At 73.6% G+C, this 24,116-nt stretch carries 24 protein-coding genes; 16 read left to right on the top strand and 8 right to left on the bottom strand.

Translation table 11 applies throughout. The features are described 5' to 3' along the window. Positions 1-243 precede the first annotated feature (243 nt). Positions 244-1,641 carry an endo-1,4-beta-xylanase gene (locus V1634_RS01510; protein WP_331205892.1) on the top strand — a complete coding sequence of 466 codons (1,398 nt, stop codon included), beginning with the start codon at positions 244-246 and terminating at the stop codon, positions 1,639-1,641. A gap of 81 nt (positions 1,642-1,722) precedes the next feature. On the opposite strand, the gene V1634_RS01505 is transcribed toward V1634_RS01510, so the two are convergent. Further along, the gene (locus tag V1634_RS01505; RefSeq protein WP_331205891.1) at positions 1,723-2,736 is read right to left on the bottom strand and encodes an aminoglycoside phosphotransferase family protein; all 1,014 of its coding nucleotides are present in this window, start codon (positions 2,734-2,736) and stop codon (positions 1,723-1,725) included. A 125-nt stretch (positions 2,737-2,861) separates the two neighbouring features. Here V1634_RS01505 and V1634_RS01500 point away from each other — a divergent pair, with 125 nt between their 5' ends. The 3 genes from V1634_RS01500 to V1634_RS01490 all read left to right on the top strand — a co-directional run bounded on the left by V1634_RS01500 (position 2,862) and on the right by V1634_RS01490 (position 4,490). Then, entirely contained in the window at positions 2,862-3,491 is a 630-nt protein-coding gene (locus V1634_RS01500; protein ID WP_331205890.1) for a LysE family translocator, read from the top strand. 153 nt (positions 3,492-3,644) lie between these two features. Further along, positions 3,645-4,106, top strand: coding sequence for a hypothetical protein (locus V1634_RS01495; RefSeq protein WP_331205889.1), 462 nt, complete (start codon positions 3,645-3,647; stop codon positions 4,104-4,106). Between the two features lie 156 nt (positions 4,107-4,262). Next, a complete protein-coding gene (locus V1634_RS01490) occupies positions 4,263-4,490 on the top strand; it encodes a hypothetical protein (RefSeq protein ID WP_331205888.1) in 228 nt (75 codons plus the stop codon). Positions 4,491-4,511: 21 nt separating this feature from the next. Here V1634_RS01490 and V1634_RS01485 read toward each other — a convergent pair whose 3' ends face one another. From V1634_RS01485 to V1634_RS01475, 3 genes are read right to left on the bottom strand one after another with little or no spacing between them, the layout of a single operon-like run. Next, positions 4,512-5,135: a DedA family protein gene (locus V1634_RS01485; protein WP_331205887.1), complete on the bottom strand. Its 624-nt coding sequence runs from the start codon at positions 5,133-5,135 to the stop codon at positions 4,512-4,514. 12 nt (positions 5,136-5,147) lie between these two features. Next, positions 5,148-5,279, bottom strand: a complete 132-nt coding sequence (locus V1634_RS01480) for a hypothetical protein (RefSeq protein ID WP_331205886.1) — start codon at positions 5,277-5,279, stop codon at positions 5,148-5,150. A gap of 49 nt (positions 5,280-5,328) precedes the next feature. Then, a complete protein-coding gene (locus V1634_RS01475) occupies positions 5,329-5,817 on the bottom strand; it encodes an NUDIX domain-containing protein (protein WP_331205885.1) in 489 nt (162 codons plus the stop codon). Positions 5,818-5,891: 74 nt separating this feature from the next. Between V1634_RS01475 and V1634_RS01470 the strand changes: the two genes are divergently transcribed. The 6 genes from V1634_RS01470 to V1634_RS01445 all read left to right on the top strand — a co-directional run bounded on the left by V1634_RS01470 (position 5,892) and on the right by V1634_RS01445 (position 12,725). After that, positions 5,892-6,938: an SMP-30/gluconolactonase/LRE family protein gene (locus V1634_RS01470; RefSeq protein WP_331205884.1), complete on the top strand. Its 1,047-nt coding sequence runs from the start codon at positions 5,892-5,894 to the stop codon at positions 6,936-6,938. A gap of 291 nt (positions 6,939-7,229) precedes the next feature. Next, positions 7,230-8,456 carry a sensor histidine kinase gene (locus tag V1634_RS01465; protein ID WP_331205883.1) on the top strand — a complete coding sequence of 409 codons (1,227 nt, stop codon included), beginning with the start codon at positions 7,230-7,232 and terminating at the stop codon, positions 8,454-8,456. Next, complete coding sequence (locus tag V1634_RS01460; protein WP_331205882.1) at positions 8,446-9,609, top strand: hypothetical protein; 1,164 nt, start codon at positions 8,446-8,448, stop codon at positions 9,607-9,609. Before V1634_RS01465 ends, V1634_RS01460 begins: the two co-directional genes overlap by 11 nt. After that, the gene (locus tag V1634_RS01455; RefSeq protein ID WP_331205881.1) at positions 9,579-10,265 is read left to right on the top strand and encodes a response regulator transcription factor; all 687 of its coding nucleotides are present in this window, start codon (positions 9,579-9,581) and stop codon (positions 10,263-10,265) included. The genes V1634_RS01460 and V1634_RS01455 overlap by 31 nt, the downstream gene beginning before the upstream one ends. A 186-nt stretch (positions 10,266-10,451) precedes the next feature. Beyond that, entirely contained in the window at positions 10,452-11,384 is a 933-nt protein-coding gene (locus tag V1634_RS01450) for a hypothetical protein (protein WP_331205880.1), read from the top strand. A gap of 117 nt (positions 11,385-11,501) precedes the next feature. Further along, the gene (locus tag V1634_RS01445; protein WP_331205879.1) at positions 11,502-12,725 is read left to right on the top strand and encodes an AI-2E family transporter; all 1,224 of its coding nucleotides are present in this window, start codon (positions 11,502-11,504) and stop codon (positions 12,723-12,725) included. Between the two features lie 172 nt (positions 12,726-12,897). Here V1634_RS01445 and V1634_RS01440 read toward each other — a convergent pair whose 3' ends face one another. Beyond that, positions 12,898-13,524, bottom strand: coding sequence for an NADPH-dependent F420 reductase (locus V1634_RS01440; RefSeq protein WP_331205878.1), 627 nt, complete (start codon positions 13,522-13,524; stop codon positions 12,898-12,900). Between the two features lie 116 nt (positions 13,525-13,640). Between V1634_RS01440 and V1634_RS01435 the strand changes: the two genes are divergently transcribed. Together V1634_RS01435 and V1634_RS01430 are read left to right on the top strand one after the other, a co-directional pair. Continuing rightward, on the top strand, positions 13,641-14,642 hold the full coding sequence (locus V1634_RS01435) for a helix-turn-helix domain-containing protein (RefSeq protein ID WP_331205877.1): 1,002 nt from the start codon (positions 13,641-13,643) through the stop codon (positions 14,640-14,642). Beyond that, positions 14,639-15,052, top strand: a complete 414-nt coding sequence (locus tag V1634_RS01430; RefSeq protein WP_331205876.1) for a VOC family protein — start codon at positions 14,639-14,641, stop codon at positions 15,050-15,052. Before V1634_RS01435 ends, V1634_RS01430 begins: the two co-directional genes overlap by 4 nt. 119 nt (positions 15,053-15,171) lie before the next feature. On the opposite strand, the gene V1634_RS01425 is transcribed toward V1634_RS01430, so the two are convergent. The 3 genes from V1634_RS01425 to V1634_RS01415 all read right to left on the bottom strand — a co-directional run bounded on the left by V1634_RS01425 (position 15,172) and on the right by V1634_RS01415 (position 19,676). Continuing rightward, positions 15,172-15,627 carry a nuclear transport factor 2 family protein gene (locus V1634_RS01425; RefSeq protein WP_331205875.1) on the bottom strand — a complete coding sequence of 152 codons (456 nt, stop codon included), beginning with the start codon at positions 15,625-15,627 and terminating at the stop codon, positions 15,172-15,174. 95 nt (positions 15,628-15,722) lie between these two features. Further along, positions 15,723-16,478: a helix-turn-helix transcriptional regulator gene (locus tag V1634_RS01420; protein ID WP_331205874.1), complete on the bottom strand. Its 756-nt coding sequence runs from the start codon at positions 16,476-16,478 to the stop codon at positions 15,723-15,725. Between the two features lie 108 nt (positions 16,479-16,586). Next, complete coding sequence (locus V1634_RS01415) at positions 16,587-19,676, bottom strand: AfsR/SARP family transcriptional regulator (protein ID WP_331205873.1); 3,090 nt, start codon at positions 19,674-19,676, stop codon at positions 16,587-16,589. A gap of 392 nt (positions 19,677-20,068) precedes the next feature. On the opposite strand from V1634_RS01415, the gene V1634_RS01410 reads away from it, so the two are divergent. From V1634_RS01410 to V1634_RS01395, 4 genes are all read left to right on the top strand, one after another. Continuing rightward, a complete protein-coding gene (locus V1634_RS01410; protein WP_331205872.1) occupies positions 20,069-20,815 on the top strand; it encodes an LppU/SCO3897 family protein in 747 nt (248 codons plus the stop codon). A 256-nt stretch (positions 20,816-21,071) separates the two neighbouring features. Next, a complete protein-coding gene (locus tag V1634_RS01405) occupies positions 21,072-22,721 on the top strand; it encodes a ferredoxin reductase family protein (protein WP_331205871.1) in 1,650 nt (549 codons plus the stop codon). 56 nt (positions 22,722-22,777) lie between these two features. After that, the gene (locus V1634_RS01400) at positions 22,778-23,281 is read left to right on the top strand and encodes an FMN-binding protein (RefSeq protein WP_331205870.1); all 504 of its coding nucleotides are present in this window, start codon (positions 22,778-22,780) and stop codon (positions 23,279-23,281) included. Positions 23,282-23,286: 5 nt separating this feature from the next. Next, positions 23,287-24,114, top strand: coding sequence for an FAD:protein FMN transferase (locus V1634_RS01395; RefSeq protein WP_407951689.1), 828 nt, complete (start codon positions 23,287-23,289; stop codon positions 24,112-24,114). Positions 24,115-24,116 lie beyond the last annotated feature (2 nt).

Below are 24,116 nucleotides of genomic sequence, written 5' to 3'. Positions count from 1 at the left end.
GGCGCCGGATGCCGTGGTCGTCGCTCGGACCACGACACGAGTCGCCGCGGCGACCTCTGCGCCGGGCTCGCCGAGGTCGTCCGGGCTCGGGTCGTCCCGGGCCGCTCATCCAGCCGACACCGTCCACCGAGCCGGCACCACAGCGGACGGGCGCATCGACGACACACCCGCACACCACCCCTTCCCGGACCCGAGAGGCAACAGGTCATGAGCAGCAGAACCGTCCCTGACCCCAGGCGCCTGATGGCGGGACCCGGCCCACGTGCCGCACTGGTCTCACTCGCCGTCGGCGTGCTCGCCGCCGGCGCGGCCCTCACCTTCGCCTCCTCCGCCAACGCGGCGACGACGCTCGGCGCGTCGGCGGCGGAGCGGGGCGGGCGCTACTTCGGCGCGGCCGTGGCCGCGAACAAACTCAGCGACAGCACCTACACCACCGTGCTGAACCGCGAGTTCAACCAGGTCACGCCCGAGAACGAAATGAAGATCGACGCGACCGAGCCGCAGCAGAACCAGTTCACCTTCACCAACGCGGACCGGATCGTCAACCACGCGACCAGCCGGGGCTGGAAGGTCCGCGGCCACACCCTGGCCTGGCACTCGCAGCAACCGGGCTGGATGCAGAACATGTCCGGCACCGCGCTGCGGCAGGCCATGCTCAACCACGTCACCCGGGTGGCCAGCTACTACGCCGGCAAGATCGACTCCTGGGACGTGGTGAACGAGGCGTTCGCCGACGGCAACGGCGGCGCCCGCCGCGACTCCAACCTCCAGCGCACCGGCAACGACTGGATCGAGGCCGCCTTCCGGGCCGCCGACGCCGCCGACCCGAACGCCAAGCTCTGCTACAACGACTACAACACCGACAACTGGACCTGGGACAAGACCCAGGCGGTGTACCGGATGGTGCAGGACTTCAAGCAGCGCGGCGTACCGATCGACTGCGTCGGCCTCCAGTCGCACTTCAACAGCGGCTCACCGTACCCGAGCAACTACCGCACCACGCTCTCCAGCTTCGCGGCGCTCGGCGTCGACGTCCAGATCACCGAGCTGGACATCGAGGGTTCCGGCACCACCCAGGCGAACACCTACCGCAACGTGGTCAACGACTGCCTCGCCGTCGCCCGCTGCACCGGCATCACCGTGTGGGGCGTACGGGACTGCGACTCGTGGCGTAGCGGCGGCACCCCGCTGCTCTTCGACTGCAACGGCAACAAGAAGCCGGCGTACGACGCGACGCTCAGCGCGCTGAACAACGGCGTCACCCCGACCAACCCGCCGACGAACCCGCCCACCAACCCCCCGACGAACCCACCCACGAACCCGCCCACCGACCCGCCGACGCAGGGGCCGGGCGGCTGTTCCGCGACGGTGTCGCTGAACTCCTGGAATGGCGGATTCGTGGCCACGGTACGGGTGACCGCCGGCTCGTCCGGCACCAACGGCTGGTCGGTCGGGATGACCCTGCCGTCCGGGGCGAGCGTCACCAACTCCTGGAACGCGAACCGCAGTGGCACCAGCGGCGCGGTCACCTTCACCAACGTGAGCTACAACGGCCGGATAGCCGCCGGACAGTCGACCGAGTTCGGCTTCCAGGGCACCGGCAGCGGCACAGGGATGTCACCCACCTGTAGCGCCAGCTGACCGACCGACGGCACGACCGGTGCGGAGGACCATCGTGGTCCTCCGCACCGTTGCGTACCAGGAAACTGGACGGGCCGGCGCTCACGCGGTGGGCGACTCCCGGGACAGCCGGAACCCGGATCGATCCCCGGCCTCCTCGTGCCCGGCCCCTTCGTCCCCGGAGCCGGCCTGCCGGTGGTCGGCGACGAACTCGGCCACGATCCGCCGGGCGTAGGCCGCCCGGTCCGGGTCGGCGGTCGAGAAGTCCTCCGGTGCGGGCACCCGCATCGCCATACCCCAGCCCCGGCCCCGCGCCCAGGTGGCGTCGTCGACCTCCAGCGCGGCCCGGAACACGGCGCGGCTGCCCGCCGGCAGCAGCGTCCAGGCGACCATCAGGTCACAGGCCGGATCGCCCACGGCCAGGCAGCCGAAGTCGATCGCGGCGCGGAGCCGGCCGTCGACGGTGAGCAGGTTTCCGGCGGCGAGGTCGCCGTGGATCCAGACGCCCCGGCCGTCCCAGGCCGGCACCGCCGCCAGCGCCGCGTCCCAGACCGCCGTCAACGCGTCGATGTCGACCAGGCCGGCCAGGGCCGCGATCCGCCGCCGGAGGCTGCCGTCCGTCGCGAGGGACGGCCGGCTGTCGCCCACGGGTACGCCCCGGAAGGCGTTGCTGGCGTCCGGTGCCGGACCGCCGGTGGGGTCGATCCGGCGCAACGCGCGGATGAACTCCGCCACGTCCCGCGCCAACCGGTCCGGGTCGGGCCCGCCCCCGCGCGCCGGGTTCTCGCCGTCGAGCCACGGATAGACCGACCACCGGAACGGGTAGCCCTCGGCCGGCTGCCCGAGCGCGAGCGGGACGGGGACGGTCAACGGCAGGTGCGGGGCCAGCCGGGGCAGCCACCGGTGCTCCCGGTCGACCTGGGGTGCCCACCGGGCGAAGCGGGGCAGGCGTACCACCCTGTCGCCGCCGAGCCGGTACATCGCGTTGTCGGTCCCCCAGACCCGGGTCCGCACGACGGGCAGCTCCGCCCACTGCGGAAACTGGGCCGCGAGCAGCCGGCGGACGAGCGCCTCGTCGGTCGGCACCTCGACGGGCTGCCGGTCGGTGCTGGCCAACAGGGCTCCCTCGGCAACGACTCGACGTTCGCGGCTGTCGCCGCTGGCAGGTTAGGCGCCGCCGGAGGGCCGGGCCCAGCCATTTTCGGTACCGGAGGCAGCGGCACCGGTGGAAGGATCTCCGGATGCCGATCGACCAACATCTGCTACTGGCGTTCACCCTGACCACGATCATCGCCATGATCACGCCTGGTCCGGACATGCTCTTCGTGCTCGGCTGCGGGATGCGCGGCGGCTCCCGGGCCGGCCTGCTCGCCACCGCCGGGGTGGCGACCAGCGAGGCGGTGCACGTGGCCGTGGCGGCGGCCGGACTGGCCGCGCTCTTCGCGGCGGCGCCGACCGCGTTCGCGGTGGTCCGGATCGTCGGCGCCGCCTACCTGATCTATCTCGGCGTGCAGTTGATCCGGCACCGCCGCGATGCCCGGGCCGAGCTGCCGACCGGGGGTGGACTGTCGGGCCGGAAGGCGTACCTGAGCGGGCTGCTGACGAACCTGCTCAACCCGAAGATGGTCACCTTCACGATCGCGTTCCTGCCGCAGTTCGTCGACCCGGCGCTGGGGCAGGTCTGGCTACAGTTCGCGATCCTCGGCGCCATCCTGATCGGGCTGGAGTTCCTGGTGGACGGCGCCGTCGGGGTGTTCGCCGGGCGGATCGGCGGCTGGCTGCGCCGCCGGGCCGCCGTACGCCGCCGGATCGACGCCGCGACCGGTGGCATCTTCATCGGTCTCGGCGTACGCCTCGCCGTGGATCGGTGAACGGCGGCCGGCGGGTCGGCGTCGGTTACCCGGTCGGCTGATCGCCGCGCCGGGTCACCCGTGAAGTTCCGGCCCTGGTTCCGGTTTCCCGGCGCTCTGCCCGGGTAGCAGCGAGGGCGGCGCACGGCTCGCCGGCACGGAGAGGAGCCCCAGGTGACGGTTCGACACCCCAGGCGGGCGGCTTCGGCGGCGCTGCGGGGCACCACCCGAGGGGCGTTCGCCGCGATGGCGATGTCCGGCTTCCGGCAGGGGACCACCGGCCTCGGGCTGGTCCAACGCACCCCGCCCGAGGAGGTCCTGCGGCAGACCGCGCCGAGCCTGTTCCGGCGGATCCCGGTGGACCGCCGGCAGGCCCTGGTCGAACTGGTCCACTGGGCCTACGGTGCCGGCGGCGGGATGCTCTTCGGCCTGCTGCCCCGGTCGCTGCGGCGGCGGCCCTGGATTGGTCCGGCGTACGGCTTCGCCTTCTGGGCGGTCTTCGAGGCGGGCCTCGCGCCCCTGCTCGGCATCGACGAGCGCCGCCACCACGATGCCCGGGAACGGATGGCACTGCTCGCCGACCACCTGCTGTACGGCGTCGTCGTGGCCGCCTCACCCTGGCCGAACGCCGACTGACCGCCCCTGAACCCGGACCCGCCCCCGAACCCGACCCCGTCCCCGGCCGAGCCGCTCGCCGGCCGACCAGCGGACCGCCCCGGCCGAGCCGCCGGTGGTGATTCAACGGCCGGTAACGGGGTAGCCGGCGACGGAAGCCGAGGGAGGGAGACCACGATGCGTAAGGTCCACGGTCACGCCGACAACATCGTCTATGACCTCGTGTCGATCCAGTACCACGCCCTCAAGGGTGGTCAGGTCTACGAGCAGTACAAGAACGACGCGGAGGGGCACGACGACATCCGGCAGTTCATCGACCGCATCCAGCGGGAGGACATGGACCGGGCCCGGCGGGCCCAGGAGTTGCTGGCCAGCATCGTCGACGTACCCGTCGGGGCCCGCTGACCGCCGGTGACGCCCGCCCGGTCACGGCCGGGCCCCGCGTCGGGCGCGGCGCCGTCGCCGGAACAACCACCACGCCGCCAGGCAGAGCACCACCAGCGCGGCGAGGCCGGCACCGGCCTCGCCGAGGTGGTTCTCGATCCGCCGCCACGAGGCGCCGGCCAGGTAGCCGACCATCACCACGGTGGTCGCCCAGGCCGCGCCGCCGAGGGCGTTGAAGAGCAGGAACCGGCGGTACGGCATGCGGTTCATCCCGGCCAGTGCCGGAACCAGGGTCCGGAGCACCCCGACCCACCGGCCCAGCAGCACCGCCAGCGGGCCGTGCCGGGCCACGAACCGCTCGGCCCGACCCCAGCGCTCCTCGCCGACCCAGCGCCCGGCGCGGCTGCGTTTCAGCGGCGGGCCGGTCCAGCGACCGATCTCGTACCCGACGCTGTCCCCGGCGATGGCGCCGACGGTGGAGACCACGACCATCGCCGGCAGGCTCACCCGGCCGGTCGCGGCGAGCGCGCCACCGAGCAGCAGTGCGGTCTCGCCGGGCAGGAACAGCCCGACGAACGCGGCGGACTCGCCGAAGGCGAGCCCGCCGACCACCAGCAGCGCCGCCCAGCCGGAGAGTGCGGTGAGGGTGTCGATGACGCCGTCCACCCGGGCCGCCCGTCAGCCGGTACCGGCAGCCGACCGGCCGGCGTCGTGGCCGCCGTCCCGGACGGACAGGTGATGGAGTACGCCGCGTACCACCGCACCGGCGGGCCGGCGGCGGGCGGGCGTTTCGGCCGGGGCGAACTCCACCCGGCCATCGTGCCCGAGGAGATGACCCGAAACGCCGTAAATGCCCTGACTAGCGCCGCTGGTGCCCCGGCGATCCGCCGAGGTACCCGGTGGTCCGGAGCACGGCTCGGGCAAACCGGCTGAGCGGCAGGGCGGCAAGTTCCGTCCGGTCGAACCAGCCGACCTCGCCGACCTCGTCACCGTCCGGCACGGGTGTCCCGGCGACGATCTCGGCCTGGTAGACGGCGGTGACGTACGCGGCCCGGTCGCCGTGCGGATAGGTCACCTCGAACTCCGGCCCGCCCAGTACGTCGAGCAGCCGGACCAACCGCACCCGCACCCCGATCTCCTCCGCGGCCTCCCGTACGGCGGCCTCGGCCGGGGACTCGCCGGGCTCGATCACACCGCCCACCAGCCCCCACCCCTCGGTGTGCCCCCGGTGCCGTACCAGCAGCAGCCGGCCGGCCGGGTCGACCGGCAGCACCGAGGCGGAGGGCAGCAGCAGCAGTTCGGATCCGACTGCGGCCCGCAACCGGGCGACGTACGGCGGGATCGGCATGTGGGCCACGGTATGAGCATTGAGCTGCAATAAAAGGGACTTTCCGGGGCGTGTCCGACGATAGGCTCGGCGGCGTGCGCCCCACCATCCAGGAGAATCCCCGGCTGCGTCCGGTGACCGCCGCCGACCGGGTCTGGACCGGCGTGACAACCACCGCTGACGGCCGGGTCTTCGTGAGCTTCCCCTCCGCCGACGGCCCCGGGATCCAGGTCGGGGAGGTCGTCTCGGACGGCCGGATCGTCCCCTATCCCGACGCCGCCTGGAACGAGATACGCGACGACCTCGATCCCGAGGGCGCCTTCGTGCACGTCAACGGGTTGCGGATCGGGCCGGACGGCAACCTCTGGATCGTCGATGCCGGCAGTCCGGGGATCGGGCTGCCGGTCGTACCCGGTGGTCCGCGGCTGATCGTGGTGGAGCCGGAGTCGGCGACGGTGGTCCGCAGCTACGACCTCGGGCCGGCGCTGCGGCCGAACAGCTATGTCGACGACGTCCGGTTCAACGGTCGGATGGGCTACCTGACCGACGCGGGCGCACCCGGGCTGATCGTGCTGGACCTGGCGACCGGGGCGTGCCGGCGGGTACTCGACGGGCACGCCAGTACCGTCGCGCGCCGCCCGCTGCGGGCGGACGGCGAGATGCTCCGCGACGCGCACGGCCGGGAACTGCGGATCCACGCCGACCAGTTGGAGGTCTCGCCGGACGGGCGGTACCTCTACTACCAGCCCGCCTCCGGGCCGCTGCACCGGATCGAGACGCGCTGCCTCGACGACCCGGACATTCCGCCCGAGGTCGTGGCGCAGCAGGTCGAGCCGTGGGTGGACACCCCGACCACCGGGGGTACCGCGATCGACGCGGCCGGGGTGATCTATCTGAGCGACGTGGACCGGCGGCGCATCCTGGCGATCGGCCTGGACCGCCGGATCGAGACGCTGGTCGCCGATCCCCGGCTGGTCTGGGGTGACGCGCTCTGGCTCGACGGCACCGGGCAGCTCTGGATCCCGGCGGCCCAGCTCAACCGGACCCCGGGACTCTCCGGCGGCGCCTCGAACGTCGACTATCCGGTGTGGATGTACCGGATGCCGGTCAACGCGGTGCCACCCGCCAACGACCACGCCTGATTCTCGACTACCCGGTCCCGCCACAGCCGTCCGACCGACCGTACGGGTCGCGCTGACCCCCGTACGGCTGTCACACTGACCCCCGTCCGGCCGTCACCGTGACCCCCGTCCGGTGGTCAAATCGCGCCGGGCCGGTCCGGCGTCTCCGTCGACCGGAGACGGCCGGCAACGGGTGTCATCTGGGGCAAACCAGCCGTTATGCCTCTGCTATTGTTCGACATCGATGTCTAGGGGCGAGGTCCGGTTCGGACGTGCCGCCGCCGCGGCGGAGCGACGGGAGGATCGGGCACGTTGACTGTCTCCCCCGGCACCGCCGCCGCCCCGGCCGGGCAACCCGGGCCGGTCGACCCGCCACCGGCCGCCGAGATGCCGGCGGCGAGCGCGCTGGGCTGGGTCTACACGATCTTCCCGGCCCTGCTCCGGCTCACCTGCGGGATCGCCTGCGCGGTCGCGGCGCTCGCGGTGCGTACCCCACCGGTCTCCACCCCGCTGCTCGTCGTCGTGGTGAGCCTGTTGACCGCCTGGTCGGTGCTCTTCGCGGTCCTGGTGGTCCGCGAGCGACGGCCGGTGCCGGCGATGGCCGTCGACATCCTGCTCACCGTCGGCACCTGCCTGCTGATCCGGAACGTGGTCGCCGCCGAGGTGCTGCCCGGCGAGGTGAGCTGGGTGGCGATCCAGTCCAGCACCTCGGTGATCGTCGCCCAGTTCGTCCTCTCGCCCGCCCGCTCCGTCCCGGCCGGGCTGCTGGTGGCCGCCGCGTACGGGTTCGGCGCCCATCTGGCCGGCGACGACACCGAGGCGGTCGGGCACGCGGTCACCCTCGTCGTGCAGACCGGCAGCGCGGCCGCGCTCGCCGGGGTGGCCCGGCGCAGCAGCCGGCTCGCCGACGCCGCCTTCGCGGCCTACCAGGAGACCGCCCGGGCCGCCGTGACCGCGCGGGCCGCCCGGGCGGCGGAACGGCAACAGAACCGCGACCTGCACGACACGGTGCTCTCCACCCTCACCGTGGTCGGTCTCGGCGCGGTCGCCGGGCGCTCACCGCTGCTGCGCGAACGGGCCGCCGCCGACCTGCGTACCCTGGCCGGCCTGGCCGGCGACCGGTCGGCGTCCGGCGTCGAACCGGAGGACGAGGTCCGGCTGATCGCGCTCGACGAGCGGCTGCGCGCACTGCTCGGCCGGCTGCCGGAGTTGCGGGCCGACGCGGCACTGGAGCCGTGCACGGTGCCGGCCCCGGTCGCCGAGGCGGTCACCCACAGCACCGGCGAGGCACTGTCCAATGTGCTTCGGCACGCACCGGGAGCCACCGCCTCGGTGCGACTGTGCCGCAGCGGCGACACCGTCGCGGTCGAGGTGGTCGACGACGGGCCCGGCTTCGACCCGGCCACGGTCCCCCGGCACCGGTACGGCCTGCGGGAGTCCGTGCACGGCCGGATGGCGACGGTCGGCGGCCGGGCCGAGGTCACCTCAACGCCCGGCCGGGGCACCCGGATCCGGCTGGAGTGGCCGGATGTCCACTGACCTGGCCGGCGGTGCGGCGGGTACGGTCACCGCCACCGTCGAACGTGGCCCCCGGATCGCGGCCGTGCTGATCGCCTTCGGCTGGCACCTGGCCATCAACCTGCCGGCGGTACTCGCCGAATGGCAGCACTACCGGCTGCCCTGGCTCGTCGGCGGCGGGTGGCTCGTCTTCGGCGCGGTCGGGGTGATCGCCGCGGTCAACCTGCTGCGCGGGACCCCCTCGCCGACCTGGCCACTCGTCGGGGTACTGCTCCTGGTCGACGTGGTGGTCTTCGCCTGCGTACCCGGGTCGCTGGTCTTCGACTCCGCCAACTTCGGCTGGGCGACCCTCGGCTGGTTCGTCGTACTCCTGCTCTGGGGTCGCCGGATCCCGGCCCTGGTCGCGGTACTGGCGGTCGGCGCCGCGATCGCCCTGGTCGGGGTGCTGTCCCTGCGCGGCGGCGGAGCCGCGGACCTGAGCCGGTACGCGATGGCCGTCTACGGCAACGCGACGCTGCCCATCGCGATGATGATCGCGGTCAACCTGCTCGGCACCCTCGCCGGCACCACCGCCCGGGCGGCGGCGGCCCGGACGGCGATCGAGACCGAGCGGGCCGCCGCCGGCCGGACCCACCAGACCCGGCGGGACCGGCTGGCCGCCCTGGACCGGACCGCCGGGGCCATCCTGACCGAACTCGCGCAGGGTCGGGCCGATCCGGCGGACCCGGCCGTGCAGCGCCGCTGCGCCCTGGAGGCGTCCCGGCTGCGCCGCCTGATCGCCGAGTCCGACGACGTGCCGGACCCGCTGCTGCACGAGCTGCGCGCCTGCGTCGACGTGGTGGAACGCAACGGCCTGCCGGTCGACTTCGTGGCCGTCGGCACGCTGCCGCCACTGCCGGTGGAGATCCGCCGCCAGCTCGCCGAACCGCTGACCACGACCCTGGCCGCCGCGACCCGGTGGGCCCGGTTGACCGTGGTCGGCCAACCCGACGAGGTCGTGGTGAGCCTGACCACGCCCGGCACGTCGATCATCACGTCCGAGCCGGTCGACCCCGGTGACACCGTCGGAGCAATCGGCGACGACGAGCTTTCCGCTGCCGGCGGCGAGGTCGAGTACGTCTACGAGGAGAACGAGGAACTGGTATGGGTGCAGACCCGGTGGCGGGCGGCGTGACCCCGGGAGGATCGCGGATCACGGTCGCGATCGTCGACGACCATCCGGTGGTCATCGAGGGGATCCGCTCGTGGCTGGCCGCCGAGCCACGGCTGGCGGTGGTGGCGACCGGCGAGGACCCGGAGACGGTACTCGCCGCCGGCCAACCGCCGGCCGACGTGATCCTGCTCGACCTGCGGCTGCGCGGCCGGATGGTGATCGACAAGGTGGCCGAGCTGAGCGGCGCCGGCCGGCGGGTGGTGGTCTACTCCGAACACAGCGACCCGGACACCATCCTGGCCGTCCTGGACGCGGGTGCGGTCGCCTTCCTGGCCAAGCAGGAGGGGCGGGAGCACTGCGTGCACACCGTACTGGCGGCGGCGAGCGACCGGCCGTACGTGCCACCGGCGCTGGCCGGTGCGATCGTCGGCGACCGGCGCACCGACCGACCGGTGCTCTCCGACAAGGAACGCGAGGCGCTGCTGCTCTGGTTCCAGTCGATGTCGAAGGCGTCGGTGGCGCGCCGGATGAACATCAGCGAGCACACCGTCAAGCAGTACGTCGACCGGGCCCGGATCAAGTACGCCCGGGCCGGCCGGCCCGCCGCCACCAAGGCCGCGCTGCTGGCCCGGGCCATCGAGGACGGACTCGTCCGGGCCGACGAGATCGGCAACTAGCCGGCGCGGAGCGGGCCGCCGATCCCCACGGCGTCACCTCGACGCGGCCGTAGATCCAGCATCCGTCACCCAACGGCCGTCCGCGGGTCAGCCGAGCGTCCGACCCCCCAACAACCGTCGTGACAGCGGATCGGAAGTCCGCCAGCCTAGAAGGTACGACGTCCCGTACCCGGGAGGCCCTCCCCCATGACCGAGAACGCGTCCCCGTTCTTCATCCGGCCCCACCGTTTCGACGACCCGGACCAGGACGACACCTACTTCCCCCGGCTCGACTGGCACCGCCGGCTCGTGCTGGACACCGACGAGCGGGTGCTGTGGCGTGACCGGGTCCAGGTCGCCGGATACCTGCTCGCCCCGCACGCCGGCCCGGACGAGTTGGCCTGGTCGCTGCCGCGTCCGGCCGAGGTGACCGTCACCGACCGGCGACTGACGTACGTCTGCGTGGACTGCCACATCGGACCCGCGCCCGGGCTCGGGGCCGATCCACGGCACCGGCGCCGGACCGGGCCGGTCACCAGCCGGGTGGTGACCGGGCAGATTCGCTGGCAGTGGCCGGCCGGGTTGCGCATCCTCGCCCCCGGCGCCGGTCCGCAGACCGGCCCGGCGGTGACGGGTGAGCGGCTGCTCGTCGTCTGCGACGCGGTACGCGCCATCGGCCGGCCGGCGCTCGCGCTCTCCGGCGGGCCGCTCGACTCGCGGCAGAGCGTACGCCGGTTGGCCACGGTGATCCGGCGGGCGGTCGCCGGGTTCCGGCTGGCCAATCCGGCCATGGTGGAGCTGGCCCCGCCGGAGTGGGACGCGCTGCTCAGCCGCGCCGGGCTCGCGCTGCACGCCGACGCCCTCGCCGACCCCCGGCGCGGTGTCGACCTGCCCGGTTCGCTGCCGGTCGAGTTCGCACACCGGGACGACTACTACCGCCGCGCGCTGCGCCGCCGGAACGCGCCGACGCCGAGCCGGAGTGCCGCCCCGCCGACCGGCAACTCGTCGACCCCGGGCGGTGGCTCGCCGGCACCGGGCCGGAACCTGTCGCCGTCGGGGCACAACTCGCCGGCGCCGGGCCGGACGTCGGGCGTGGTGCCTCCCCGCCGGCCGGAACGGCAGCCCGGCTCCGCCTCCTGACCGGGTCGGGTCGCGGGCAGCTTTTCCCGCCGGAACCGCACAGATCGGCCGACAGCGGCAGGTGTCGCCCGGGCATCGGGCGGGTACCCGTGGCGCCGAGGTCGACAGGAGGCGGACATGGGCAACGCGGCCGACCGCTCGAACGGGTACGGCGGACGCCCCAGCCAGCTACTGGACCGTCTCCCCTGGTTGGTGCGCTGGGCGGTGCTGGCCAGTGCCTGCCTGCTCGTCGTCACGGCCGGGGCGTACGTGCTGGCGCAGATCGCCACCCGGCTCGCACCGCTGAGCATCGCGCTCGCGGCCACCCTGTTCCTGGCCGGGCTGCTCGATCCGGTGGCCAGCCGGCTGCGCCGGTACCGCTTTCCGCCCGCGCTCGCCGCGCTGGCCGCCGTACTGCTGCTGCTGGCGCTGCTCGGCGGAGCCGTACTGCTGGTCTGGCGGCTGACCGCCGACCAGTTCTCCGACCTGGCCCAACAGCTCGACCAGGGGCTGGAGCGCACCCGGGAGTTCCTCACCGGCACGCTGCCGATCAGCGAGCAGCAGCTCGACAAGCTGACCCGGCAGGCCGTGACCGGGGTGCAGAAGTCGGCTCCGGACCCGGTCAGCGGCGCGGCGACCGTGGCGGAGGCGGCCGGCGCCCTGCTGCTGGTCCTGGTGCTGCTGTTCTTCCTGTTGAAGGACGGGCGCCCGATGTGGCGATGGGTGCTGGGCCGGGTGGCGGAGCGGTCCCGCCCCCGGGCGGCGGCGGCCGGTCGGGCCGGCTGGCACACCTTGGGCGCGTACACCCGGGGCACGATGCTGATCGCCGCGATCGACGCGCTCGGCATCGGGCTCGCCCTGGTGCTGCTCCGCGTCCCGCTGGCGCTGCCGCTGGCGGTGATCACGTTCCTCGGCGGCTTCGTGCCGATCATCGGGGCCACCGTCGCCGGAAGCATCGCGGTACTCGTCGCGCTGGCCGCGAAGGGGCCGACCACGGCGCTGCTGGTGCTGGCCGCGGTGATCGCCGTGCAGCAGACCGAGGGGAACCTGCTCGAACCACTGATCATGAAACGGCAGGTCCGGCTGCACCCGGTGGTGGTGCTGCTGGTGGTCACCGCCGGCACCCTGCTCGGCGGGATCGTCGGCGCCTTCGTCGCGGTACCGATCGCCGCGGTCCTCTACAACGTGGTCGACACGGTGGCGGCCGACCGGCGTGCCGCCAACGGCGACGACCGGGACGCGCGCGGCGACCGGGACGGCGACGGGGTCCCGCCGGACGACCGGGACGGGCGGACCGGCGAGGAGCACGGGACGGGCCCGACCAAACCCGGCGACGCCGGACGGAACCCGCCGCAGAAGTGACTGACTCCCCGCTGGCCCGGTGGAACCGGAGCCGCCCGGTGGAGCCGGAGCCGCCCGGTGGAGCCGGAGCCGCCCGGTGGAGCCGGAGCCGCCCGGTGGAGCCGCAGCCGCCCGGTGGAGCCGCAGCCGCCCGGTGGAGAGTGACCTGCCCGGTGGAGAGTGACCTGTCGCGCTACGGTGCGCCGAGCCGGCTGTGCAGTTCGGCGCCGTCCAGGTCGGCGAGATAGACCGGGGTACCGGGCTGGTGCCGGCGCCCCTGGGTGAGCCGGCCGGCGTCCACCGGCTCGTACCCGACCTGCTCGATCAGGTCGGCGACCTGCCGTTTCGCCCGGTCGTCGTCGCCGGAGACCGGGATGCCGTACCGCCGCTGCGCCGAGGACTGGCGGCCGTACTCGCGCAGGTGGTCCCAGCGCATCGTGTTGAACGCCTTCACCACGTGTGCCTCCGGCAGGTGCCGTTGGAGCAGCTCGCTGGAGGTGGTCCGGTCCTGGTCGAGCTCCGGGTTACGGCCGTCCCGATCCGGATAGTAGTTCCCGGTGTCGATCACCGTCTTGCCGCTCATCGGCTCGGCGGGCAGTTCGGCGTACCGGCCGACGGGTACCGAGACCACCACCACGTCGCCGAATCGGGCCGCCTCCGCCACGGTCGCCGGATGCACCCGTTCGCCCAGCTCGTCGGCGAGCCCACGGAGCGTCTCCGGCCCCCGCGAGTTGGCCACCGCCAGCTCGTGGCCCGCCTTGTTGAACAACCGGGCCAGGGTGGCGCCGACGTGCCCGGTGCCGACGATGCCGATCCGCATGATCCTCCCCCTCCACCGCCTGGTCCGGGGCTACCCGGCGGGATACTCCGCAAACGCCCGCCGCCGCGCCCGGCCGGCGGACATAGGCTGGTCGGACCCGCGAGGGAGGTGACAGGGTGCCGAACGAGCCGAGGTCGGAGTTCGTCGAGCGGTGTCCGGCGCCGGCACTGCGGCCGTATCTCGCCGGTTACGTCGGCTACCGCGAGAGCGGCCACCCGCCGGGGCGGCACCGCGGGCTGCCGTCGCCGTACCTGACGCTGATCGTCACCCTCGACGACCCGCTGGTGGTGGCCGTCCACCCGGATCCGGCCGCCCCGCCGGGCCGGTACGACACGCTGCTCGGCGGCCTACACACCGCGCCCGCGCTGATCGCACACCCCGGCCGGCAGTCCGGGATCCAACTGGCGCTCAGCCCGCTCGGTGCCCGGGCGCTGCTCGGGCTGCCGGCCGGAGAACTCGCGCACACCGACCTCGACGCCGGTACGGTGCTCGGGCCCTTCGCCGACGAGCTCCGGGAACGGCTGCACGGCACCGACGGCTGGGCCGGACGCTTCGCGCTGCTCGACCGGCTGCTCACCGAACGGCTCGCCCCGGACACCCGGCTCCCGGCCGAACTCGTGCACGCCTGGCGGCGCCTGCTGGCCAGCGGCGGCACCGTGCCGGTCGCCGAACTGGCCCGGGAGACCGGCTGGAGTTCCCGCTATCTGAGCCGGTCGTTCGGGGTCGAGATCGGGTTGAGCCCCAAGCGGGCCGCCCGGGTGGTGCGGTTCGACCGGGCCCGCCGGCTGCTCCAGCGCGCACCCGGGCCGGGTCGGGCCGGTGCGCTGGCCGAGGTGGCCGTGGCGGCGGGCTACTACGACCAGGCGCACCTCGACCGGGACTTCCGGGCCTTCGCCGGCTGCCCGCCGAGCCGATGGCTGGCCGAAGAGGCCGGTGGCGGCGGGTTCCGGGACGCCGGTGGCGGCGGGTTCCGGAACGCCGGTGGCGGCGGGTTCCGGAACGCCGGTGGCGGCGGGTTCCGGAACGCCGGTGGCGGCGGGTTCCGGAACGCCGGTGGCGGCGGGTTCCGAAACGTCCAAGCCGGGGCGGGGGCCGGGTCGGCAGACTCGGCCGCATGACAGTCAACTCGCCTCCGCCGCCGCAGGTCTGGCCCACGTTGCGGGCCCGGGACGCCCGGGGGCTGATCCGGTTCCTGGTCGACGCGTTCGGCTTCGAGGAGGTCATGGTCAGCGCCGAGGGTGACGTGGTGCATCATGCCCAGCTCCGCTGGCCGCCCGGCGGCGGCATCATGCTCGGCTCCGCCCGGGACGATCCAGCGGACCCGTGGCCGCTGCGGCCGGGCAGCTTCGGGGCGTACGCGGTGACCGACGACGTGGACGCGCTCTATGCCCGGGCGGTCGCCGCCGGTGCCGAGGTGGTCCAGGACCGACGGAACACCGACTACGGCGGGCGCGAAATCCTGGTCCGGGACCCGGAGGGCAACCGCTGGTCGTTCGGCAGCTACCGGGGCGAGGCCGCACCCGCCTGACCGGTACGCCGGGCGAGCCGGTGTCCGGACCGCGTCGACGGGGGACACCGGCCCGGCCGGTGGGGAGGGCCGGGTGCGGGGCGGTACGAGTACCGTCCCGCCCCGCACCCGGGCCGTTACTAGGCGGCGCTGTAGGTCAGGCAGCGGTCCAGCCGGACGCTGTCGTCGTGGCTCCAGTACTCGACGATCCGGTCACCGTCGACCCGCAGGATGTCGACCCCGGAGCAGGCCACGACGATCCGGTGTGGACAGACGCTGTCCGGGTCGTCGCCGGCCCGGGTGAGCTTCCACCGACCGGCGATCAGGTCGGGCCCGATGATCGGGCCGACCTCGACGGCGAGTTGCGCGTCCGGGCAGCCGGCGTGCCGGCCGGAGACCCAGGCGACCAGCGCCTGGCGGCCCCGGACCTGCTCCGGCGACCCGCCCGGCACCGGCAGGTGGGCGACAACACTGGGCGCGAGGATCTCCTCGACGAGCGACCGGTCGCCGTTGCGCAGCGCCATCCAGTTCTGCCAGAGCATCGGTCGGGAGTCGACGGGGGTCACGACCGAGCTGTGGTTGGTGTTGATGGTCATCGCGAGAGTCCTCCCGTGGGCGGTGATCCGGCCCGGCCCGCCGATCACGTCGGCGGCACCGCGCCGGCCTCGTCACCCACCATTCTCGACGCAGGTCAGGACAGCATCCTGTCCGCTTTTCCCGACGAATCCACTCGTCCGGGCAGTCGCAGCCGGGTCGCCGGCACGTCCAACCCACCCCGCCAGGCGGGCTCGATCGCGCGGGGCGGAGCCGTCTCGTTGGTCGGTGCGGCCCGGCGCATCCGGTCCAGCCGAAACCCGCGTACCTCCTGCCGGAGCCGGCACCAGCCGACCAGATACCAGAGCCGGCCGGCGCCGAGCAGCTCCACCGGCTCGATCAGCCGCTGCGAGGCGGCACCGTTGCGGTCGACGTACTCGATGGCCAGCACGGTGCGGCTGAGCAGCGCGTCACCGGCGGTCCGGAGCACCTGCCGGGCGGGCGCCGCCGCCGGCACCGGCTCCAGCGCCGTCAGCCTGATCCGGCCGGCCAGCTCGGTCACCGCCTCCACGCCGGACGGTGGCATCACCGCCAGGATCTTGTGCAGCACCGAACGCGCCGCGTCGAGGAACGGGGTGTCGGCCATCGTCTCCAGCGCTACGGCGGCGGCGATCGCCTCGCGCGGGGTGATGTTCACCGGCGGCAGCGTGTAGGCCCGGTCCAGCACGTAGCCGCCACCCCGACCCAACTCGGGGTAGATGGGCACGCCGGACTCCTGTAGGGCGCCGATGTCCCGCCTGATCGTGCGCGCGTCGACCTCGAATCGGTCGGCGAGCCAGCGTGCGCTGCGCGGTCGGGGTGCGACCGCGCGCAACTCCTCCACCAGGGCATAAAGCCGATCGGTACGGTTCACCTGCCAAAACTACCGGCCGGGTACGACGTTTCCCGATGTAAGGAAGGGCCCCCGCATATCGTTTTCTGTTGTAGCGGGGGCCCTTCCTTACACCTCAGGCTCGGGCGGTCAGGAGCCGCTGCTCACCAGTCCCGGCGCGTCGGCCAGCCGCAGCACGATGCCGGCCAGCGCCGGAGTACGGGTGTCCCGGGGATCGCTGAGGATCCCGGCCCAGAACCGGGCGTCCCGGGCCGCCTCCCGGTCACCGGTCTCGTCGTACGCCCGGGCGAGCATGTTCAGCGTGGCCGCCTGGGCCGACGGCATGCTCATCTCCTCGAAGGTGCGCGCGCAGCGGCGCAGTACGCCGACCGCCGCCGTCGCCCGCCCCTCGCCGATCCAGCTCACCGCCAGGTCCCGTTCCAGGCCGGTGGCCCAGGGGCGGTCGCCCAACTGCACCGCCAGGTCGTGGCTCTGCTGGAGCCGGTGCACCGCCTCGGCACGCCGGCCGAGGCAGATCGCCGCCGAGGCGAGGTGGCGCAGGGCGGCCAGTAGCACGTACCGGTCGTTGACCGTACGCAGCAGTGCCACGGCCCGCTCCGCGGCGGCGTACGCCAGCGCCGGTTCGTCGCGGAGCAGCCGGGTCACCGCGAGCGCGTTCAGGCAGCGGGCGGTGACGATCTCGGCGGCACCCAGTTCACCTGCCTCGGCCACCGCCGCCTCGTCCACCGCGAGCGCCTCGTCCAGCCGCCCCAGCCCCCGGTACGCGGCCGAGAGCACCGGCGCGGCCAGCAGGGCGCCCAGCGGGTCCCCCTCGGCCCGGAAGAGCGCCACCGCCCGCTCGGCCGTCGACGCGGCGTCCTCGGCGCGGTTCTGGTAGTCGTAGAGCACCGCCTCGTCGCTGAGCAGGCAGGCCAGGCCGTGCCGGTCGGCGAGCCGCTCGTAACGGTCCCGACCGTCGCGCAGCCGCCGCGCCGCGCCCGCCAGGTCGCCCCGGGCCAGTTGCAGCAGGCCCATCACGAAGTCGGCGCGGGCGATCGTCCGGTCGTCACCGATCCGCTCGGCGGCCTGCCGGGCCAGCCGCTGCACCGCCTGGAGTGCCGTCCAGTGCCCGTGCACCCAGCAGAACGGGGCGAGCCGCTCGGCGAGGTCGATCGCGGCTCGTTCGGCACCGCACTGCGGTGCGAGTCCGAGCAGGCCGGTGAGGAGGTCGAGTTCGGCGCTGAACCAGCCGAGCGGGTCGGCGGCGGCCCGGTCGGCGGCGCGCGGCGGGCGTACCCCTCCGGCCGGCTCCGCGAGGCGGGCCCAGGTCAGGGTCCGGGGCAGCCGGCGGGCGGCGCTGCCGGCGAGCGCGGCGGCCGCCGCGACCAGCCGGCGCTGCGCCCCGGCCCGCCGCCCCGGAACCTCCATCGTGGACGACGGTCGGTCCGGCGTCGGTGCGGAACGGTCGTCGGCGGCGGCGAGTTCCTCGGCGTAGACCCGGAGCAGGTCGTGCAGGCGGTAGCGCGGTTCGGCGCCGTCGGGCGGCCGGGTCACCTCCAGCAGGCTCGCCTCGACCAGCTCGTCGAGTATCCGGTCGGCGTCGGCGCTCTCCAGCAGCTCGGTGACCGCCCAGGCCGCGAAGCTGACCGGGCCGAGCGAACCCAGCAGGCCGAACGCCTCCCGGGTCGGCGGGGAGAGGGCCTGCACGCTCAGCGCCAGGCTGGCCCGGACCTGGAGGTCTCCGGCGGCCAGCTCGTCGAGGCGCTGCCGCTCGTCGTCGAGCCGGTCGGCGAGGATCGCCAGCGGCCACGACCGGGTGGCGAGCCGGGTACCCGCGATCCGCACCGCCAGCGGCAGGTTGCCGCAGGCGGCGGCGATCCGGGCCGCCTGGCCGGGCTCCTCGGCGACCCGCTCCGGGCCGACCACGTCGGCGAGCAGCGCCCGGGCCTCGTCGTCGGTCAGCGGGCCGACCGGCAGGTGCCGGGCGTCGATCAGACCGCTGAGCCGGCGCCGGCTGGTGGTCAGCACGGCGCTGCCGGGGGTACCGGGAAGCAGCGGCCGGACCTGGGCGGCGGTGGCGGCGTCGTCGAGGACGACCAGCACCCGGCGGTCCGCGAGCCGGGCCCGGTAGGCGGCGGCCAGCGCGGAGAGGTTCTGCGGCAGCGCCGAACCGGGCACGCCCAGCACCCGGAGCAGGTCGGCCAGGACCGCGGCCGGATCCCGGGGCGCGGCCGAGGCACCGGCCAGGTGTACGAAGAGCTGCCCGTCCGGGAACCGTTCCCGGATCCGGTGCGCCACGGTCACCGCCAGGGCGCTCTTGCCGACGCCGGGCTGGCCGGAGACCGCCACCACCGGCACCCCGCCGTCCGCCGGGGCCAGCAACCGCTCGATCCGCTCGATGCTGCCGGCTCGGCCGACGAAGCCCGACAGGGCCGGCGGCAACTGGCAGACCGGAAACGGCGACCGGGGTGCGACCTCCGGCCGGTTGCCGACCCGGCCCACCGACGGCTCCTCGCCGCGCAGGACCGCCTGGTGCAACCGGCGCAGTTCAGGCCCCGGCTCGACGCCCAGCTCGGTGACGAGGATCTCCCGGGCCCGCTGGTACGCGGCCAGCGCGTCGGCCCGGCGCCCGGCGCGGTAGAGCGCCACCATCAACTGGCCGTACGGCCGTTCCCGCATCGGGTGCTCGGTCACCAGTTGGTGCAGTTCGGACAGGACGGTGGCGAGGTCGCCGTCGGCGCGCAGCTCGGCGTCGACGCAGTCCTCCTGGGCGCCGACCCGTTCGAGTTCCCACTGCGCGAGTTCGGGTTCCAGCGTCGGCACCGTCAGGTCGGCGAGCGGCCGTCCCCGCCACTGCCGCAGCCCGCGCCGGAACCGGTCGGCCGCCAGCGCCGGATCGCCTGCGGCCAGCGCCGCCCGGCCGGTGGCGACCTCTCGCCGGAACACCAGTACGTCGAGGTCGTCGGTCCGCACCCGCAGCAGGTAGCCGTCGCTGCGGTGCTCGATGGTCAGGCCGGGCAGCCGCTCCCGGAGCCGGGAGACGTAGGTCTGGAGGTTGGAGGCGTACGAGGCCGGTGGGTTGTCACCCCAGAGCGTCTGCACCAGCCGGTCGACGGTGACGAGTTGGCCGGCACCGACCAGCAGCGCGCCGAGCACGGTGCGCTGGTGTCGGCTGCGCAGCACCAGTTCGGCGCCGGAGTCCGTGCAGACCCGCAGCGGCCCGAGCACCCCGAACCTCACTCGCCGTCTCCCTGAGCCGCAGGCAAATCACGGACATGAAACCGTACTACGGTGTCTGCCCAGCATGGGGCGGTGCGGCTGGGTTGCGGCGGCGTGGCGTGTGGCAATCGTGTGGCAGTTGTGTGGCGGACATCCCCAAGCTGCTAGAGGCCCGCGGGGGGCGGGCCGGTCACGGGGGTCGGCGTTCGGGGGGACTCGGGTGCGGGGAAGTCCCTGACACCGGATCGAGCGCCGGGCACCCGACCATCGACGTGCACCGCCACCGTCCCGGTCCGGGCGCGCCGGGCGAGCCGGGTGGGCCCATAATGCTGCTGCTCCGAACGCTGCTCCCCAACGGCCTCGGCCAACGGGCCTCGCAGGGGGCGCGACCTTACAGTTCATCGCGAAAGGCAATGATGTCCACATATCCACCTCCGGGCTACGGTCCCGGAGAGCCGCCCCAGGACCCGCGCCATTCCGGCCAGCCCGGCGGGTACGGCGGTCCGGCGGGCGGCGGTTCCGGCTACCCGCCGCCCTCCTCGGGCGGCTACCCGCAGGCCCCGTCGTCCGGCGGTCCGTACCCACAGTCGGGCGGCAGCCCGTACTCCCAGTCGTCGGAGTCCTACCCGCAGTCGGGTGGCTACCCGCAGTCGGGCGGTTACCCGTCGACGCCCTCGTCACCGGCCGGGCCGGCGGCACAGTTCGACGCGCCGGTTCCGCCGAAGAAGAGCAAGGCGCCGCTGGTCATCGGCATCGTCCTCGGTGTCGTGCTGCTCTGCTGCGGTGGGGGCATCGCGTCGTATCTCTGGGCCGGTGACGACGAGCCGTCGAACGTGGCCGCCGACACGACCCCGAGCCCGACGGCGAGCGCCAAGGCGACGCCGCCGAAGGGCAAGCCCTCGCCGACCCCGGGAGAGGAGTCGATCGAGGGCAACCTCGACCAGTTCAAGAAGGGCGACTGCCTCACCATCGACGAGGCGACCGACGAGGTCGACGAGGCGAGCTGCGGCGCCAAGGGCGCGCTCAAGGTACTGCTACGCAAGGACGGCACCATCAAGGAGTCCGCCTGCGAGTCCACCGACTACACGCAGTACCTCTACCAGGACGGCGCGATCGGCACGCTGGAGGACTTCATCCTCTGTGTCGCCCCGGCCCGCTGACGGCGCCTGGCACGTGATCCGCCCCCTCGCCGCTCGGGAGGGGGCGGGTCGGCGGGGCTGAGTGGGTGACGATCGACCGTCCGTGGCGGTGGATCGACGGAAGTCGACCAACGGGGGGTGCGGTGGTCCGGGGGCGGGAGAGCGCCCGGGCCACCGCGCGGTCGCTTCCTTAGCCCCCAGCCAAGCGATTCTTAAGACTGAACTAAGCGGGCCGCTCGGACTGGTTTCCGGCACCGCCAACCGGTACATATTCTTCGTGACTCGTCGTCGGGATGTCGAAACAGCCGAGCCGCTCACCGAATGGGTGACCGGCCTGCTGCCCCGGGTGCCGTCCGAGGACCCCTACGACCGGCCACCCCGGGGGCGCGACCGCGAACCGTACGACGAGTTCGAGCGGTACGCCCCGGCGGAGCCGACCCGGTCCGAGGGCGACTGGACGTCTCCGACCCGTGGCCGTGAACCGGCTTCGGCCCGTGGCCGCGAGCCGTGGTCGTACGCCGAGGAGGCGCCGGCACCGGCGTACCGGCCGAACCCGATCAGCGGGGCGGCGGAGGCGGCCCGGCACCGGGAGACCGCCGAGGTCGAGCCGTACGACCGCAGTGGCCGGCTCTTCTTCCACATCGTCTTCTGGTCGGCGTTGGCGACCAGCGTCGAGCTGTGGTGGCTGAACACCCCGGCCGGGTCGATCCGGACCACCGCCGACATCCTGATCGCCGGTGGCCGGCTCACCGGCATGGTGGGTGGGTTCCTGCTGCTCGCCCAGGTGCTGCTGATGAGCCGGGTGCGTTGGCTGGAACGCTGGATCGGGGCGCACTCGCTGCTGATCTGGCACCGGGAGCTGGGCGCCTTCCTGCTGCTCGCCATCCTGGCGCACGCCGGGCTGATCGCGGTCGGCTACAGCAAGCTCACCAACACCCCGATCGTCGAGGGCACCTGGTCGCTGCTGAGCACGTACGAGGACATGATCAGCGCGACGGTGGCCACCGGCATCCTGGTCGGCATCGCGCTGCTGGCCATCCGGGCGATCCGCCGGATGATGAACTACGAACTCTGGTACTACCTGCACCTGAGCACCTATCTGGTGCTGCTGTTCAGCTACGGCCACCAGTTCGCCGCCGGGCAGGAGCTGTCCAAGCCCGGCTTCGGGCAGTACTTCTGGGCCGGGCTCTACGTCTTCGTCATCGTCTGTGTCCTCTGGGGACGGATCATCTCCCCGATCGCTTTCAACCTGCGGCACCGGCTGCGGGTCGAGGACGTGGTGCCGGAGGCGTTCGAGATGGTCTCGATCTACATCTCCGGCAACCGCCTCGACGAGTTGGACGCCCGGGCCGGGCAGTACTTCCGGTGGCGGTTCCTCACCAAGGGCTGCTGGTGGCAGGCGCACCCGTTCTCGCTCTCGGCGGCGCCGAACGAGCAGTGGCTGCGGCTGACCGTCAAGGTGGTCGGCGACCACACCGAGTCGCTGCAATACCTGGAGCCGGGCACCCGGATCTTCGCGGAGGGACCGTCCGGGGTCTTCACCGCCGACCGGGCGATCCGGCCCCGGGCCCTGCTCATCGCCGGTGGCAGCGGCATCGCGCCGATCCGGGCGCTGCTGGAGGACCTGCCCGAGCAGACGGTGGTGATCTACCGCTCCCGCAGTGAGGAGGAGCTGCTCTTCCGCGACGAGCTGGACTTCCTGGCCCGGTCCCGCAACGCCCAGGTCTGGTACGTCATCGGTTCGCGCGAGGACCCGGCGCCCCGGCACCTGTTCACCGCCAAGGGCATGCGCGAGCTGGTGCCGGACGTACGCCGTCGGGACGTCTACCTCTGCGGGCCGCCCGGCCTGGTCGACGTCTCGATGCGGACGATGCGCAAGCTCCGGGTACCGCGCCGGCAGATCCACCTCGACCCGTTCGAATTCTGAGCCCCAGGACAGATTCCGATCCCCTCGGCAATCCACCCCCTACGGAGGTACATCCCGTGCGTCGCGCCGCCTTCGCCGTCCTCGGCACCGCCATCGGCGCCACCCTGCTGATCGGTGCCAAGCTCGGCACCTCGACCGACGACCCCGCCCAGGTGGCGCTGGAGGAGGATGCCGGCGACGCGACCGCCAGCCCGACGCCGGGCGCCAAGGCGCCGGCCGGGAAGAAGACCACCGCGCCGCCGGCCAAGAAGCCGCCGGCCAAGGCGCCGGCCGGCGGGCTGAAGGACGGCACCTTCGTCGGTGCGACCGCCAACTACGACTACGGCGCCATCAAGGTGACCATCAAGGTCGCCGGTGGCAAGGTCACCAGTGCGGACGCGACCTATCCCGACGAGGATCCGACCAGCGCCAGCATCAACGAGGGCGCGATCCCGAAGCTGCGCCAGCAGTCGCTCGCCGCCACCAGCGCCAGCAAGGTGAACACGGTCTCCGGGGCGAGCCTGACCAGCGCGGCCTACAAGGCGTCCCTCCAGTCGGCGCTCGACAAGGCGAAGGCCTGACTCCGATGGGCACCACCGGGCTGCGTCGGGTCGAGCAGATCATGGGTACGCCGATCAGCGTGCAGCTCACCGATCCGCTGCCGGCCCGGCGCCTGGAGGCACTGGCCGAGCAGACGTTCGACTGGTTCCGTGAGGTCGACGAGCGGTTCAGCACCTACAAGGAGCACAGCGAGGTCAACCGCTTCGACCGGGGTGAGCTGTCCATCCAGGACTGCTCCGCCGACCTGCGGCTGGTGGTCGAGACCTGCGCCGACCTGTGGCGGGAGACCGACGGCTACTTCGACGCGTACGCGACCGGCCGGTTCGACCCGTCCGGCTACGTCAAGGGCTGGTCCGTGCAGGTGGCCTCGGACCGGCTGCTGGCGGCGGGTTGCCGCTCGCACTGGATCAACGCGGGCGGGGACATCCGGGCCCGGGGCGGCCCCCGGCCCGGCGAGCCGTGGCGGATCGGCATCCGGCACCCGTGGCAGGAGGACAAGATCTGCTGGGTGCTCGGCGGGAACGACTTCGCGGTCGCCACCTCCGGCACGTACGAGCGGGGTTTCCACGTGATCGACCCGTATCGGGGTGCACCGGCAACCGAACTGACCTCGGTCACCGTGGTCGGCACGGACCTCGGCCGCACCGACGCGTACGCGACGGCCGGGGTGGCGATGGGTCAGGCCGGGCTGCGCTGGCTGGCCGACCTGCCGGAGCACGAGGTCGGCATCATCACCTCCGACGAGCTGTGTTACCGCACCGACGGCTTTCCGGTGCTGCCGACCGAGCCGGCGCAGCGGCCCGCCGCGACCCGCTCCGAGCTGACCGGTCAGCCCGCTCCCCGGCTGGGCTGACC

It is taken from the genome of Plantactinospora veratri (assembly GCF_036421995.1).
GTDB classification, from domain to species: domain Bacteria; phylum Actinomycetota; class Actinomycetes; order Mycobacteriales; family Micromonosporaceae; genus Plantactinospora; species Plantactinospora veratri.
Note: the sequence above shows the minus strand (reverse complement) of the source record. Positions and strands in the feature narration are given on the sequence as shown.

Excerpts from the sequence above, each read along its gene's own strand:
- V1634_RS01510 (WP_331205892.1), top strand. The coding sequence starts at position 244 with ATGGCGGGACCCGGCCCACGTGCCGCACTGGTCTCACTCGCCGTCGGC.
- V1634_RS01500 (WP_331205890.1), top strand. The coding sequence starts at position 2,862 with ATGCCGATCGACCAACATCTGCTACTGGCGTTCACCCTGACCACGATC.
- V1634_RS01490 (WP_331205888.1), top strand. The coding sequence starts at position 4,263 with ATGCGTAAGGTCCACGGTCACGCCGACAACATCGTCTATGACCTCGTG.
- V1634_RS01475 (WP_331205885.1), bottom strand. The coding sequence starts at position 5,817 with ATGCCGATCCCGCCGTACGTCGCCCGGTTGCGGGCCGCAGTCGGATCC.
- V1634_RS01460 (WP_331205882.1), top strand. The coding sequence starts at position 8,446 with ATGTCCACTGACCTGGCCGGCGGTGCGGCGGGTACGGTCACCGCCACC.
- V1634_RS01455 (WP_331205881.1), top strand. The coding sequence starts at position 9,579 with ATGGGTGCAGACCCGGTGGCGGGCGGCGTGACCCCGGGAGGATCGCGG.
- V1634_RS01450 (WP_331205880.1), top strand. The coding sequence starts at position 10,452 with ATGACCGAGAACGCGTCCCCGTTCTTCATCCGGCCCCACCGTTTCGAC.
- V1634_RS01445 (WP_331205879.1), top strand. The coding sequence starts at position 11,502 with ATGGGCAACGCGGCCGACCGCTCGAACGGGTACGGCGGACGCCCCAGC.
- V1634_RS01440 (WP_331205878.1), bottom strand. The coding sequence starts at position 13,524 with ATGCGGATCGGCATCGTCGGCACCGGGCACGTCGGCGCCACCCTGGCC.
- V1634_RS01430 (WP_331205876.1), top strand. The coding sequence starts at position 14,639 with ATGACAGTCAACTCGCCTCCGCCGCCGCAGGTCTGGCCCACGTTGCGG.
- V1634_RS01425 (WP_331205875.1), bottom strand. The coding sequence starts at position 15,627 with ATGACCATCAACACCAACCACAGCTCGGTCGTGACCCCCGTCGACTCC.
- V1634_RS01410 (WP_331205872.1), top strand. The coding sequence starts at position 20,069 with ATGATGTCCACATATCCACCTCCGGGCTACGGTCCCGGAGAGCCGCCC.
- V1634_RS01395 (WP_407951689.1), top strand. The coding sequence starts at position 23,287 with ATGGGCACCACCGGGCTGCGTCGGGTCGAGCAGATCATGGGTACGCCG.